The organism is Loktanella sp. M215 (genome assembly GCF_021735925.1).
GTDB lineage: Bacteria > Pseudomonadota > Alphaproteobacteria > Rhodobacterales > Rhodobacteraceae > Loktanella.
This window is the reverse complement of record NZ_WMEA01000006.1, coordinates 24930-40075: the sequence shown is the minus strand read 5'-3', so window position 1 is coordinate 40075 and position 15146 is coordinate 24930. Positions and strand designations below refer to the sequence as shown.

At 62.1% G+C, this 15146-nt stretch carries 10 protein-coding genes and 2 pseudogenes; 7 read left to right on the top strand and 5 right to left on the bottom strand.

From position 1 onward, the window contains the following. Positions 1–26: 26 nt before the first annotated feature. Together GLR48_RS23450 and GLR48_RS23445 are read left to right on the top strand one after the other, a co-directional pair. On the top strand, positions 27–1175 hold the full coding sequence (locus GLR48_RS23450) for a UDP-galactopyranose/dTDP-fucopyranose mutase family protein (RefSeq protein WP_237066346.1): 1149 nt from the start codon (positions 27–29) through the stop codon (positions 1173–1175). After that, complete coding sequence (locus tag GLR48_RS23445) at positions 1172–2182, top strand: glycosyltransferase (protein ID WP_237066344.1); 1011 nt, start codon at positions 1172–1174, stop codon at positions 2180–2182. Before GLR48_RS23450 ends, GLR48_RS23445 begins: the two co-directional genes overlap by 4 nt. Before the next feature lie 226 nt (positions 2183–2408). Here GLR48_RS23445 and GLR48_RS23440 read toward each other — a convergent pair whose 3' ends face one another. Beyond that, positions 2409–3464, bottom strand: coding sequence for a ParB/RepB/Spo0J family partition protein (locus GLR48_RS23440; RefSeq protein ID WP_237066342.1), 1056 nt, complete (start codon positions 3462–3464; stop codon positions 2409–2411). A 147-nt stretch (positions 3465–3611) separates the two neighbouring features. After that, positions 3612–5021: an AAA family ATPase gene (locus tag GLR48_RS23435; protein WP_237066340.1), complete on the bottom strand. Its 1410-nt coding sequence runs from the start codon at positions 5019–5021 to the stop codon at positions 3612–3614. A 445-nt stretch (positions 5022–5466) separates the two neighbouring features. Between GLR48_RS23435 and GLR48_RS23430 the strand changes: the two genes are divergently transcribed. Further along, on the top strand, positions 5467–6459 hold the full coding sequence (locus GLR48_RS23430) for a replication initiator protein A (protein WP_237066338.1): 993 nt from the start codon (positions 5467–5469) through the stop codon (positions 6457–6459). 84 nt (positions 6460–6543) lie between these two features. Here GLR48_RS23430 and GLR48_RS23425 read toward each other — a convergent pair whose 3' ends face one another. Further along, complete coding sequence (locus tag GLR48_RS23425) at positions 6544–7311, bottom strand: DUF2793 domain-containing protein (RefSeq protein WP_237066336.1); 768 nt, start codon at positions 7309–7311, stop codon at positions 6544–6546. 241 nt (positions 7312–7552) lie between these two features. Between GLR48_RS23425 and gmd the strand changes: the two genes are divergently transcribed. The 3 genes and pseudogenes from gmd to GLR48_RS23410 all read left to right on the top strand — a co-directional run bounded on the left by gmd (position 7553) and on the right by GLR48_RS23410 (position 11153). Then, positions 7553–8611 (top strand): GDP-mannose 4,6-dehydratase, encoded by a 1059-nt coding sequence (gmd, locus tag GLR48_RS23420; protein ID WP_237066509.1) that lies wholly within the window; start codon positions 7553–7555, stop codon positions 8609–8611. Positions 8612–8615: 4 nt separating this feature from the next. Continuing rightward, positions 8616–9597, top strand: a pseudogene (gene fcl / locus GLR48_RS23415) (GDP-L-fucose synthase). 143 nt (positions 9598–9740) lie between these two features. Next, positions 9741–11153, top strand: coding sequence for a mannose-1-phosphate guanylyltransferase/mannose-6-phosphate isomerase (locus GLR48_RS23410; protein WP_237066334.1), 1413 nt, complete (start codon positions 9741–9743; stop codon positions 11151–11153). A gap of 190 nt (positions 11154–11343) precedes the next feature. Here GLR48_RS23410 and GLR48_RS23405 read toward each other — a convergent pair whose 3' ends face one another. Together GLR48_RS23405 and GLR48_RS23400 are read right to left on the bottom strand one after the other, a co-directional pair. After that, positions 11344–11865 carry a MobA/MobL family protein gene (locus tag GLR48_RS23405; RefSeq protein ID WP_237066331.1) on the bottom strand — a complete coding sequence of 174 codons (522 nt, stop codon included), beginning with the start codon at positions 11863–11865 and terminating at the stop codon, positions 11344–11346. Between the two features lie 39 nt (positions 11866–11904). After that, positions 11905–12879, bottom strand: a pseudogene (locus tag GLR48_RS23400) (IS5 family transposase). A 200-nt stretch (positions 12880–13079) separates the two neighbouring features. On the opposite strand from GLR48_RS23400, the gene GLR48_RS23395 reads away from it, so the two are divergent. Beyond that, on the top strand, positions 13080–14975 hold the full coding sequence (locus GLR48_RS23395; protein WP_237066329.1) for a hypothetical protein: 1896 nt from the start codon (positions 13080–13082) through the stop codon (positions 14973–14975). Positions 14976–15146 lie beyond the last annotated feature (171 nt).

Sequence of the window (15146 nt, the reverse complement as noted above, 5' to 3'; positions counted from 1 at the left end):
GGAACCGCGAGAGGGAGACGGGCAGGATGACCGAACGGCTGATGATGGTGGGCGCGGGCCTGTCCGGTGCCGTGCTGGCACGGCAACTGGCCGAGGCCGGTCACGCCGTCACCGTGGTCGATGGCCGCCCCCATGTGGCCGGCAACTGCCACACGGCGCGCGATGCGGACACAGGCGTCATGGTCCATACCTACGGGCCGCATATCTTTCACACCGACGACGACGGCGTCTGGGACTACGTGCAGCGTTTCGCCCGGTTTCGGGACTATAAAAATCAGGTCAAGACCACCGTGGCCGGTCAGGTCTATTCCCTGCCCGTCAACCTGCATACGATCAACCAGTTCTTCGGGACCGCCCTGCGCCCCGATCAGGCGCGCGCCTTCGTCGCCGCACGGACCGCCGACATCCCCGACCCCCAGACCTTCGAGGAACAGGCGCTGGCCTTCGTCGGCCCCGATCTCTACGCCGCCTTCTTCAAGGGCTACACGGAAAAACAATGGGGCACCTCGCCCGGCAATCTGCCCGCGTCGATCCTGAAACGCCTGCCCCTGCGCTTCACCTACGACGACAACTACTTCTTTCACCGCCATCAGGGCATGCCAGAGGACGGCTATACTGCCCTTGTCGCGGCAATCCTCGATCATCCGGGCATTACTGTGGTGTTAGAGACTGTTTTCGACCCCGCAGAGGCCGATCAGTGGGACCATGTCTTCTGGTCCGGCCCCCTCGACGGGTTCTTCGATTACCGCCTTGGGCGGCTTGGCTACCGCACGCTGGATTTCGAGGTCTTCCGCGCGATGGGTGACTGGCAAGGCTGTGCGGTGATGAACCATCCCGACGCAGACGTGCCCTATACGCGCATCAGCGAACATAAACACTTCGCCCCTTGGGAAAGCCACGAAAAATCAGTGCTTTACCGTGAATTCCCCCGCGCCTGCGGGCCCGACGACATCCCCTATTACCCGATCCGTCTGGCAGAGGAGAAATCCCTGCTGGCCGACTACGTGGCCCTCGCGCAGACGGCACCGAACGTCACCTTCGTCGGCCGCCTCGGCACCTACCGCTACCTCGACATGGACGTGACGATCCGCGAGGCGCTGGACCTCGCCCAGGCCTTCCTCGCCACCCGCAGCACCGGCACCCCTGCCCCACGCTTTTCCAAGGCGCCGCTGTGACGCGCGTCGCCCCCCGTCTTGTGGCAATCGTCGTCACCTTCAACCGGCTCGACCAGTTGCAGATCACCCTGCCCACCCTGCTGGATCAGGACGTGGACCACATCGTCGTCGTCGACAACGCTAGCACCGATTCCACCCCCGACTGGCTGGCGACGCAAGGTGACGCCCGCGTCCACGTCGTGACCCTGCCCACCAACACCGGCGGCGCCGGCGGGTTCGAGGCCGGGATGGCCTACGCCCGCGATCACCTCTCTCCCGACTGGGTCGTGCTGATGGACGACGACGCCCGCCCGCAGCCCGGCGCGCTGGCCACGTTTCGCAGCGAGACACCGACGCTGGAATCTGATTTCCCCAATCTCGGCATCGTCGTCGCCGCGGTCTTCTATCCCAACGGCACCCTGTGCGAGATGAACCGCCCCTCGCGCAATCCGTTCTGGAACCTTGGCCTTTTCGCGCGGACCCTGTTGCGCGGCACACGGTCGGGCTTTCATCTGACCGACTCGCAATTCGCCCCCGATGCCCCGGCCATCCAGATCGACGTGGCCTCCTTCGTCGGCTACTTCGTCAAGGCCAGCGCCTGGGAAAAAGCCGACCTGCCCGAAGGCGGCCTCTTCATCTACGGCGACGACGTGCTCTATTCCCTGCGCCTGCGCCGGGCGGGCTTTGCCATGGCCTTCGTGCCCAAGGTCCGCTTCACCCACGACTGTGGCACCATGGGCGACGGCTTCGTCTACCGCCCCCTGTGGAAGATATACTACCACTGCCGCAACGGCGTCGACATCGCGCGCCAGGCCGCAGGCCCGCTGATCTTTCCCGCGGCCCTCGTCTATTACACCCTGATCTGGTGGCGCCGCGGACGGCACTGTAAAGGCACCGAACGCCGCCTTTACTACAAAATGATGCGCATGGGCCTGCGCGACGGCCTGCTGGGCCGCCGCGGCCGTTACGACGAAGCCCATCAGATGGTCAGCAACGCAAATATAACGACAACTACCCGAGAAGATTGATCTCGAAGAGATCTGCGCTCGCCACTCGCAAGAACGGTGACGTGCAATACTTCGCAACCGCTTCTTAGCATAAAACAAGCCTTCAAAAATACATTACAAAAACCAAATGTTTCGCATGCGATACATATTATGTAAAATAGCGAAGGCCCGCATCAGGGGTGATGCGGGCCTTTTGCATGATGTCACGCAGCGAAACAGACTCTGAAATCCCTGCAGCAGGGTCTGATCAGGCCGTGTCCAGATCGCGCAACGCAGCCATCAGGCGACTGACAAAGAACCGGTTTTCCAGCGCGGGGCCGGTCAGGCGGAACGCACCGTCCTTTTCCACCCGCAAAACCAGACCCTCGCACAACGGTTCAGGCTCTGAATGCTTGCGCGGCCGCTCTCCGGTGATCAGGGGGGCGGTGGGGGGTGTCTCCGCATCGGCCATGGTGCGTGCGATGATCTGGCCTTCGGTTTCCGCGGTCCGATCCGGTTTGGCGGCAAGCGCCGTGATCAGTCTCTGTGCAAGGCTCTCATCAGCCTCCAACGCCTGCACAAGGGCCAGACCGCTGCGTTCTGTGATGGCGGTGGGGTATTTCAGGCCGGCATCCAGCTGCCGCACGATGGTGATGAACTGGTTGATCTTGGACCGCTTGGACCGGGACACGGCGGCGAAGAGCTGCGCCAGCGCCACGCGGTCGCTGCGAAACACGTCGCGATCCACGGCGCGCACCACGATGCGGGCGCGTTCGTAGAACGACAACCCGACGCGAATCTCGTTTTCCTCGACCATGGCGACATAGGATTCAGCCGCGTCCGCCGGCGTGCGGATCAAGGCCAGAACCGTCTCGAACGCAGGCTCTTTCGTCTCGATCAGCAGATCGCGCAGGGCACCGAGCCGCCGCCAGCCAGAGATCAACCCATAGCGTCCATCCTCCAGCGCCACGACCTCGATCGCGGTCTGCTGGCCACGCTGGCGGATGCTGTCCTTGAGGACGCCCATTTCCTCGGGATCGGCCACAAGGCGATCACGCACCAGATGGTCTGCGTCGATCAGGTGCAGCGGCAGGCGCTGGATCAGACGCCCCTCGGCACGGGCGGCGGTCAGGGTCTGGGCGACCTCTGCCAGCGCATTGGCGGATGCCGCATCATGGGCGACCTCTGCGATGGGCGGCCGGACAGAGCCTAACCCCCGGGTCAGAGTCGTAGCGGATTTTGTTTCCGGTGCCGCCAGCGGGGCAGGGCGGGCGTTACCGGATGCGGCACTCGGCAGGGGGGTCAGGCGTTTACGTTTGGCCATGTGGGACACCTTTCGCGAAAAGGGCAGGGTGCTGCAGCGTGGTTAATGCCGTCTGACCGGGCCGCGCGGTGGGGTGAGGGCTCGCGCCAAAAATACATTTCAAAACCCAAATGTTTCGCATGCGATACATATTATGTAAAATAGCCATCACTCCGCCGCCGTCCCGGCCGCCGCTTTTTCAGCGTCCCGCAGCGCGATTTCATCCTTGCGCCAGGCGCCCAGCAGCAGAGTCTTGAAGGCGGCGTAGGTGGCATCGAACGTCTCGCGGCCGCGGGCATAGGTCTCGCGGTTGAAATCGCGGTAGTCCGCCTCGTAGATGCCCTGCACCTGTTCACCGGCCTGACCGATCAGCGCCGTGAAATCCTGCCGGTGCGGTGAGAGCGTCTTGCCGAGGTAGGCCTGCATCAGCCCCGCGAGTTCCGCCTGCTGGTTGCCGTCATAGCGCGTGACGACCGCACGGACCGCGTCCCACTGGAACGCCATCTCTGGCCGACCCAAGGCACGGGCGGCGAGGTTCTCGCCATCCTCGATGGACTGGAAGGTGGTGTGAAGCATGTCGAAGAACCGGCCCGTGGAGTCGAACTCCAGAAAGCTTGCCCCCACCGGCACCAGCAGGATGTCGGCGGCGGCCAGCCCGTTGATCGTGAGGTACCCCAGCGCGGGTGGGGTGTCGATGAAGACCACGTCATAGGCGTCGAGGATCCCGTCCGCCTCCAGCGTGTCGGTCAGCGCATCCCAGAGCTTCCAGCCGCGGCCCTGCATCCGCCAGACGGGGACCTGAAATTCGGCCCAATACAAATTCAGCTGGGCGCCGATCAGGTCGATGTTGGGCCAGTGGGTTTTCTGGACGAGGGACTGCGCGGTCATCCCCAGGGCTTCTGTCAGGGTGTCGTCGAGGGGGATCGGGCTGTCGCCGCGATCCATCCGCCGCTGGTTGTCGCTTTGCAGATGTTTCGCATAGTGACGCGCTAGTAGTGGGAAGACCGTCTGCCATTCGTCGGCCACGGTGCCACCGAAGACGGAAGTCATGCTCGCCTGACTGTCGAGGTCGATCACCAGCACCCGGTAGCCGTCGAGGGCCGCCGACATGGCGAGGTGCGCCGCCGTCGAGGTCTTGCCGACGCCGCCCTTGAAGTTCGCAACGGCGACCATCTTGGCCGGCAGGCCCTTGGGGCGGTAGGGCTGGTACTCCTTCGCCTTCGATCCCTCCTTGCCGAAATGCGCCCGCAAGGTCAGCACCTCGTCGAGGGTGAACCACTTGGCGCCGGCCTCCGTCTCGGACCGGCCCTGCGGCCAGTCGGGATGCTGCTTCAGCACGCGGCGGAAATGGGCCTGGGCCACGGGGATCAGATAGCGCGTGATCTCCCACGTCGAAAACAGGCGCAGGTGCCGCTTGCCGTCCTCGGCCAGACCGCGCCCCGCCAAATCGTCGCGCCCGTCGCGGGCGGATCCGGCGATGGCGGCAAAGCCTGCGGTGGTCACGGGATCGTCCAGATCGGCCATGGCCTGATCGGGGTTGATCCGGAAATACGGGGGGAGGGGGGTACTGCTGCTCATCGCCTATCTGCCCTTATGTGCGGCCTTTTGAACAAGATACCACAAAACGTCGCACATGGAAGAAAAGGTTGCACATAACCTATTTTTTCTGAGCAAATCAGGGGGTTTTCACTATCGCCCGACCCGTCATCAGGGGGCTGCCAAAAAAAAGCGGTGTTAAAATCCGTTAGGTGATAGTTACGGTGTCCTGCCTTTTCTGCAAAGCCCTGAATTTGCGCAAGGAAAGGCGCATCTGAAACACCGCTGCGACTCCGATACCCCGAAAGGGCGACTCTGATACCCCGAGGCGGCGACTCCGATACCCCGATCGGCGCGGTTTACAGACGGCTGTGGATAACTCTAGGGTGTCACTGAAACCACGAAGACACTTCGGGTGATTCCGGCAATGTCCGGCAGAGCAGCAAAGCCCCATAATAACCGGGGCGCCAGACAGACAGGCACGGGCATGACAGCAGCGGCATCGGCGCAGGGGGGACCCGCGGACTTCTTCGTCTGCGATATCTTCGACGCCTCCCCCAAGACCGACATGGGCGGGATGGAGCATCCGATGTTCTCGCTCTCGACCCGGCCAGACCGTCTGATCCGCCATTACGCCCGCGGCGACACGACGATTACCGTGACGCCAAGCGTCCGGGGCCGCGCCACGATCCATGACAAGGACATCCTGATCTATTGCATCAGCCAGCTGATGGCGGCGGTGAACGCAGGCCGCGCCATTGCGCGCAAGCTGACGCTGACCGCTCATGATCTGCTGATCGCCACGCAGCGCGACACGGGCGGCGACAGCTACGTGCGCCTGTGCGAGGCGTTCGAGCGGCTGGCAGGCACCCGGATCACCACCAACATCGTCACCGGCGACCAAGAGACGACATCCGGTTTCGGCCTGATCGAGGCCTGGGAGATCGTGCGCAAGTCCCGCGGCGGCCGCATGGTCAGCGTGACCGTGACGCTGTCGGAATGGCTGTTCCGGGCGGTGCAGTCGAAATCCGTGCTGACGCTGTCACGGGACTACTTCTCCTTGCGCAAACCGCTGGAACGCCGGATCTACGAGATCGCCCGCAAGCACTGCGGCCAGCAGCGGATCTGGCGCGCGAGTGTCGCGACCCTGCACGAAAAGGCAGGCTCCGACGCGCCCCTGCGCGTCTTCCGCGCGGCACTCCGCCGGATGATCGAGACCAACGGCTTGCCCGATTACGCGCTGGAAGAGGAATCCGGCGACATCATCTGCATCACCCGCAAGGGCCTCTCCGCCGATCAGGCCGGCCTGCGCCCGCTGAGCGCGGACACGCTGGAGGCCGCCCGCCGCCTGGCCCCCGGCTTCGACGTCCACGCGCTCGAGGCCGAATGGCGCGGCTTCTGGGCTGCCTCGGGCCGCCCCGTGCTGCGCAGTGCCGACGCCGCTTTCCTTGGCTGGCTCAAGGGCCGCGTGACGCGCTGATCCGCCTTCTTCTGGTCGAAAATACTTCGGGGGAGGCGCAGCCGGGGGCAGAGCCCCCTCTGACCCCTCCCCCTCGCAGACCGCTCAGAACAGGTCGCGCCACACCGCGCCGTCAAAGCAGCGCAGTACCTCGCCCGCATCGTCATAGTAGACCGTGCCGCGCGCAGGAGCCGCGGGCGCCGTCCCGGGGACCAGCGTGGCCAAATGGTGCAGCGTGACGCCGCCCGTCGCCGCCTGCGCCGTCAGCGCCGCGTTCCAGGTGCCGCCGTCGGCGCTGACCTTGAGGGCGAAGTCGTCGTTGCCCGCCAGCCCCATCTCGGCCCGGCCGCCGTAGTTGGTCTGGTAGAGCAGGCTGGCGGTGTCACCGGCGGCTGACTTGTTGATCTTGATCTGGTGCCCGCGGCCTGCGTGGTTGAAGAGCGTCGCCTCCGCCGCCACCGACAGCCGGTTGGTGCTGTCGGAGGTGGCGTTGATGCCCACGCCGGGCAGGTTGTTGAGATCACCCGCCCCCAGCCCCGCGCCTGCCCAGGCGGTGCCGGTCCAGATCCGCAGGGCGGATTCCGCCAGTCCCCAGGCGCGCCAGCCGGGGCCGGGGATGACACAGAGCCAGCCGTCGCCGGCGAAGGTCGCGATCTGACCCGCACGTCCGGCCCAGACGCCTGTCGGCGTGGTCCCCAGCGCCCAGGACTGGCCGTTCACAGGGCTGGCGGGCGGGGTTTTGGCGTTGAACTGCTGCACGCAGAGCTGCACGATCACGTCCAGCCGTTCGAGGGCGGCATTGTGGGTGACATGCTTCTGGGCCTGTGCAGCCTCGATGAAGGGCAGGTCGAGACGGGGGGAAAAGGTGGTCATGGCGCGCGCTCCTGCAAACCGGTGGGATGCAGAGGTTGTGAGCCGGACAGGGTGAATGGAGTCCAACATGGCCGCGCGCTGCGGCGCATGGTAGCGCAACGCAATTCGTCTTCGCCCGCGTGTCAGGAGGTTGTGAGAATCACATCCTTGTCACAGACAGGGCGCTGAACAGGACGGGGTTGGATTTCAGATGACGAAACGCGCACTCATCACCGGTGTCACCGGGTAGGACGGATCCTATCTGGCGGAACTGCTGCACGTGGTGCACGGGATCAAGCGTCGGGCGTCATCGCTGAACACCGCGCGCGTGGATCATATCTATGAAGACCCCCATACCGACAACCAGCGGTTCCAGCTTCACTACGGCGACCTGACCGACAGTTCCAACCTGACGCGGATCATCAGTGAGGTGCGGCCCGACGAGGTCTATAACCTCGGGGCGCAATCCCATGTGGCCGTCAGCTTCGAGGCGCCGGAATACACTGCCGACGTCGACGCTATGGGCACCCTGCGCCTGCTGGAGGCGATCCGCTTTCTGGGGCTGGAGAAGAAGACACGGTTCTATCAGGCCTCGACCTCCGAGCTTTACGGTCTGGTGCAGGAGACGCCCCAGACCGAGACCACGCCCTTCCACCCGCGTTCGCCCTACGCCGTGGCCAAGATGTATGCCTACTGGATCGCGGTGAACTACCGCGAGGCCTACGGGATCTATGCCTGCAACGGGATCCTGTTCAACCACGAGAGCCCGCGGCGTGGCGAGACGTTTGTCACCCGCAAGATCACCCGGGGTCTGGCCAATATCGCGATGGGGCTGGAGGACTGCCTTTATATGGGCAACATCGACAGCCTGCGCGACTGGGGCCACGCCAAGGACTACGTCCGGATGCAGTGGATGATGCTGCAGCAGGACAGCCCGGAGGATTACGTCATCGCCACCGGTGTGCAGTATTCCGTGCGCGAGTTCATCATCTGGTCCGCCGCCGAGCTGGGTGTGACGCTGGCGTTCACCGGCACCGGTGTCGAGGAGATCGCGACGGTGACCAAGGTCGAGGGCAACCTTGCACCCCATATTGCCGTAGGCGACGTCGTGATGCGCATCGACCCGCGCTATTTCCGCCCCGCCGAGGTGGAAACCCTGCTGGGCAATCCGGCCAAGGCGAAGACGAACCTCGGCTGGGTGCCTGAGATCACGGCGCAGGAGATGTGTGCCGAGATGGTGGCGAATGACCTTAAGGCCGCACAGCGCCACGCCCTGCTGAAGGCGCACGGGCTGGAAATGCCCGTCAGCCTGGAAGGGTAAGGCGATGCGCGTCTATATCGCAGGCCATCGCGGCATGGTGGGGGGCGCGATCCTTGCGCCAGCTGACGCAACGCCTGGACGCGGGCGCGGATCTGACCCTGATCACCCGCACCAGTGCGGACCTCGACCTGACCGATCAGGTGGCGGTGCGCGACTTCATGGCGACGGAAAAGCCCGACGTCGTGATCCTTGCGGCGGCGAAGGTCGGCGGGATCGTCGCCAACAACACATACCCTGGGCAGTTCATCTACGAAAACCTGATGATGGAATGCAACGTGATCCATCAGGCCCATGCGGCGGGCGTGCAGCGCTTGCTGCAGCTGGGATCATCCTGCATCTATCCGCGCGAAGCCCCCCAGCCGATGGCCGAGGACGCCCTGCTGACCGGCACGCTGGAACCCACCAACGAGCCTTATGCGATCGCCAAGATTGCGGGCATCAAGCTGTGCGAAAGCTACAACCGGCAGTACGGGCGCGACTACCGCTCGGTCATGCCGACGAATTTGTATGGCCCGGGTGACAACTTTCACCCGGAAAACTCCCACGTGATGCCCGCAATGATCCAGCGGTTTCATAACGCGGCACGGGCCGGTGACGCTGAGGTGGTGATCTGGGGGTCCGGCACGCCGATGCGGGAGTTCCTGCACGTCGATGACATGGCAGCGGCCTCGCTTTTCGTGATGGAGCTTGACCGGGCGACCTACGCCGCCGAGACCGAACCGATGCTGTCCCACATCAACGTGGGCACCGGGCAGGACGTGACGATCCTGGAGCTGGCGCAGCTGGTCGCGCAGGTCACGGGGTTTGCGGGACAGATCACGACCGATCCCACCAAGCCCGACGGCGCCCCGCGCAAGCTGATGGATGTGAGCCGTCTGGCCCGGATGGGCTGGACGGCGGACATCGCGCTGGCGGACGGGGTCGCCCAGACCTATGCGTGGTATCTGGCGCAGCTGGACAGCGGTGCGGCGGTGCGCGCCAAATAGGCGTCACGGTGTGAATTGAATGCGGGACGCGCCGCGGGGCGTTTATCTGGTCAGATGAAACCCTTAAGAGGAACCATAATTTCAGCATGATGGCAGGACGGTCCCTTTGGGATCACACCAACGGGCATAAAGGCAGATTTGACATGATTGTTCCGGTTCTTCTGTGCGGTGGTTCTGGCACGCGGCTTTGGCCGCTGTCGCGCAAAAGCTATCCCAAGCAGTTTTCCGCCTTGATGGGCGAGACGAGCCTGTTTCAGGCCAGTGCGGCGCGGCTGGCGGGGACGGATTATGCCGCCCCCATCGTCGTCACGGCGGATGCCTTCCGCTTCATCGTGACCGAGCAGCTGGATCAGGCGGGGATCATACCCGGTGCGGTACTGATCGAACCCGCAGGCCGCGATACCGCCCCCGCGGTGCTGGCGGCGGCGCTCTATCTGTATGCACAGGACCCCGACGCGCTGATGCTGGTCGCGCCCTCGGATCACGTGATCCCCGATGCGGACCAGTTCAACGCCACCGTCGCCGCCGCCGTGCCTGCGGCGCAGGCCGGGCAGCTGGTCACCTTCGGCATCAGCCCCGACCGGCCGGAGACCGGGTATGGCTACCTCGAGATGGCGTCCGCCCCCACCGGCGACGTGGCCCCGCAGCCGTTGCGCGCCTTCGTGGAAAAGCCCGATGCGGCGACCGCCACGGCGATGCTGGCCGAGGGGCGGTATCTGTGGAACGCAGGAATCTTTCTGTTTTCGGTCGCATCCATCAAATCTGCATATGAAACCTTCTCGCCCGACATGGTTGCGGCGGTGCAGGGCGCGCTCGATCACGCGAAATCGGATCTGGGCTTTACCCGGCTGGCGGCGACGCAGTGGGAACGCGCACAGGCGATTTCCATCGACTACGCGGTGATGGAAAAGGCGGACAACCTGTCGGTCGTGCCCTACACCGGGCGCTGGTCGGATCTGGGCGACTGGGCCGCGGTCTGGCGCGAGACGGAGCAGAACGGCGTGTCCCTGTCCGGCCCCGCCACGGCGATCGACTGCACCAACACCCTGCTGCGGTCCGAGGTGCCGGGTCAGGCGATCGTGGGCATCGGTCTGGATGACATCGTGGCCATCGCCATGCCCGATGCGGTGCTGGTATCGCACAAGGGCCGCACCCAGGAGGTCAAGCAGGCCGTCGCTGCGCTGAAATCGCAAAAGGCCCCGCAGGCGGAAAGCTTTCCCAAGGACCACCGCCCCTGGGGCTGGTTCGAGAGCCTCGTCGTGGGCGAGCGGTTTCAGGTGAAGCGGATCGTCGTGCATCCGGGGGCCGCGCTGTCGCTGCAATCCCACCATCACCGGTCAGAGCACTGGATCGTGGTGCAGGGCACGGCCAAGGTGACGGTCGACGACAGCGTGAAGCTGATCAGTGAAAACCAGTCGGTCTATATCCCGCTGGGCGCCGTGCACCGGATGGAAAACCCCGGCAAGGTGCCGATGGTCCTGATCGAGGTGCAGACGGGGAGTTATCTGGGCGAAGATGACATCATCCGCTATGAGGATGTCTACGCCCGGGAGTGATGACAGCACCTGTCGACGTCGGGCATCGCTATGCCATGCTCAATGTGACTACTGGCTTTTGCGTGCGGATTGATCAGGCAAGATGCGGATCAGGGTGAGACACGCAAGTGTCTGACGCCGGTCTGGTTCGTGCCGTCGGGAGCGTTATGACATTTAAATGAAGCTGTGCCGGAACCGAGCAGATCCAGTTTCAATCGGACGCTACGCAGAACGGGGGAAGGAACCCACCGTGCAGTTTTGTCGGATGCCGCTCGGCCTCCTTCCCTTGGTACGCCCGGCTGAAGCTCGCAGCGAAGTCCCTGGCCCCTGCCCCGGAGAACAATGCCCGCGCCGCCTCGGTGGCCGCAAACAACCGGCTGGCGTCGGCCTCACGCGCCGCCGTGTAGATGTCGCGGGCCTGCACCATGCGCTCCAGCAAATCGGCCATGAGGCTGCGCTGCTGGCGGACGCCGTGCACCTGCGCCCCGCGCTGGGTGACGGGGGTGTACTCCGTGCCATTGTGCTCAGCCACGCGCCGTGCCTTGCGCTCCATGGCGTTGGCCGCCGGTCCCAGCTTGATCTCGGGATCGCGGTCCAGCGTCATGACGACCAGCTCCTCGCCGCGTTCAAGGGCGGCTTCCCGCTGATCCTCCAGCGAGCGGTGATCGACCCGCGACTCGAGGCCGGCACGTTCCAGGGCGCGGTTCTGCATCTGCGCGGCTTTGTTGCGCATATCAGCTGACGAACGGTTTTCCCCTTTCCCCAGACGGATTTATCCCACGGCTTTCGTGACAGGGATGCCAAGGGCGGTGTAGCCGTTCAGGATCGCAACGCGCACCTGAACCTCGGCGACTTGCCGGTCGAAGTCGCGCGCCATCAGGCGCTGGGCCAATAGCTTTACACAATGCATCTTTGTTTCGGCGCGGCTCCGGCGGTAGTAGCCGCTCCAGTTCCGCCAGAGGGCCCGACCCAGATATCTTGACGCGCGCAATGCATCGTTCCTGGCGATGGCACCGGCAGTGGTTGGCTTCCATGGCTGAGCATTTCTGCGTGGCGGGATGACCGCGGCCCCACCGCGGTCAGCGATGGCGTTGTGGCATCTGCGCGTGTCGTAGGCACCATCGGCAGTCACGCTACCAATCTCTTGATCGCGCGGGATCTGGTTGAGGAGATGAGGTAGCATCGGCGCGTCGCCCGAGTTGCTGCCCGTGATCTCGACTGCCCTGATTTCCAGCGTTTGTTCATCAATGCCGATGTGGATCTTGCGCCAGACGCGTCGTTTGGGGCCGCCGTGCTTGCGGGCGTTCCATTCGCCTTCACCTTCAACCTTGATGCCGGTGCTATCAATAAGCAGGTGCAGCGGGCCCTTCGCGCCACGATACGGAATGTTCACCGCAAGCGTCCTTTGACGGCGGCAGATGGTGCTGAAGTCAGGCACGGCCCAGTCCAGCCCCGTCAGCCGCAGCAGGCTCTCGACGAAGCCCGTCGTCTGGCGAAGCGCCATCCCGAAAAGCACTTTCATAGTCAGGCAAGTCTGAATCGCGTTCGCCGGGTAAACCATCCCCCGGACGGTTTACTGATCCGGCTTACCAATGAAATTCCGCGATCTGCCCCTCTTGCCGGAAGGTTCGGCATCCCAGTTCATCTCGGGATCGAACCAGATCGTCAGTGATCCGCGGCGCTTCAGCGCCGCGTTATAATCAGCCCAGTTCGTCGTCTTGTAGGTAGGTGATGTCGGTTTGCTCATGAGGTCCAGCTACCACACTGGATTCGCGACATGAATCCCTCACCGGGTTTGTGCAACAGAGCCCAGTAAACCTCAGAAGGTTTTCACCACATTCGAGATACAACCTAAATCAGAGTTGCTCTTCAAAATACAGCAGCGTAGGTGGTAAGCGGACCCTGTCTACCCAAGCATCAAAGCATCACCAACATTGAGCGCCTCAAATGAAGATCAAAAAGACCCATACAACACAAAACCTTGAAAATCATTATGTGGTGACGGGCCTGTTTGGTGACGATCGCGATTTCGGAGTATATAAAGCGCCAAGACTTTCAGGGGTCGAGTGCCTGTTTTTTTCAAATAGCGATGTGATTGGAGAATATGCTTACGCGCAGGGTTGGCGATTTATTAAGACGTTTCACCCAGTTCTTACGAATGATTATCTTGAATCTTCACTACAATCGAAGTGGGTTAAGTACCTCCAATTTCTAAACGAAAGTCCGATTATCGAAGAATTCTTGGAGCTTCCAAAATCGGTTTTGTACTTTGATCACAAATTCAACGTCACGTCCGAGCATGTTTCAAATATTCTCAAGCGGTCCACGGACGCATCTCTTTTGATCCGCAAGACCCCGATCGCCAAAAAGTCCGTCAATGTCGAAATTGACGCTGCTCTGCCTTACGAGCGCTATGCACGGCATATGGAGCCCACAAAGGCGTTTATAAATAACCGTCTGGCGCAGGGTGATAAAATAGATGTCACGATCTGTAACACGGGGCTGATCCACTACCGGAATCTGGAGGTGTCCAGAGACTTGGCAGACCGAGTTTATAACACCTGCCAATCTTTGAAGCAACCCGAATGCCAAATTGTCTGGGCAATGCATGCCCAAGCCTTTGACGACAAGATTGATGTGATCGACTGGAACGATCCGCTGGTTGGCGATATCGAATGGCAAAATCCCAACGTATATTCGGCCAATGGCGTGCTAACAGTCGCACCCAGACGGCGCGAGCCGGGCCATGGGATCGTGGTTGGGGGCTTTCACCGCAGCGGTACGTCGTCTGTTGCGGGGATGTTGCACAACTCGGGCATCAGCGCAGGCATTGACCTGATGAAAGGAACCGAGAGCAATACGAAAGGCTTTTTCGAAAGCTGGGGTCTGGTAAATATGCATGACCGGTTGATGAACGCGAAGGGCGTGGATTGGGCGACCTCTCTTGAACACAAGGCGCCCTTATCTGAAAGCGATTTGACTGAGCTGCGCGCCTATTTCAACCAAAGGGCAGAACACTCCGACGGCGCGTGGTGTATGAAGGACCCACGCATCGGCCGGTATTTGTTTGAATGGATGCGCGTCGCACCGGAGTTTAAAGTGTTGGTGCTGTATCGTTCACCTAATGCCAGCGCGCTGTCTTTGCAAAAAAGAAGCCTGCGCGAATTTGTGCGAACGCGAGGCACCCTTGAACTGCCAAAACGGTTTTACGAAGACCCCGACCTCGCATTACGGCTTTGGGTCGAGCACAACGAAGCATATATCAAGCTGTGCCAAGCGTACCCAGAGGATTGCATGGTTATTGGCCATGCCGCTATTATTAACGGCTTTGATGTGCTTCAGGCGGTCTCGGTCAAATTTGGCGTTGATACGCCCACCCAAAGCGGCAAAGATTTTTTGGACAGCTCATTGTTGTCCCAGCCCCGGCCAATTTATGTGGTGTCCGCTGATGTCCGAGATCGAGCGATTGCGGTTTGGGATGCGCTTTGCGGAATGGATGTTTCGCTTCAGAATCCATCAGCTGCGCCACAAAGCATTGAGGACCAGTTAATCTTAGACATTGACGGTAAGTTTGCACGGGCTGAACTGCTTGAAGTCTTTGCCAAAGCCGCGCTGAAGGAGTTGGAAGAACGGCACAATGTGGCCCAAGAACGGCACAACGTGGCCCAAGAAGCATTGAACAAGCTGAAGGCAGCACATCAGTCCCAGAAAAATGAAATTGTGACCTTGAAGAAGCAGATCCAAGATGTGCGCCACGAATATACAACCAGCACTTCGTGGCGGATCAGCGCACCGATCCGTATCGGAGGCCGGCTAGTTAGACAGCTGCGGAAGCGCCCGTAGCGATTGGAAAGGAGCTATTGATCCGTTCAAGCGCTATGTACGGTTCGGGGCCAGTGAAGGGCGGAATCCATTGCCTATCTTTTCCATGGTCAAATATCTTACGTTGTACAAAGAATTTATTGAAGTGGAAATAAATCTACTTTTTCATTATGCGCAGTACGGTCAAAAAGA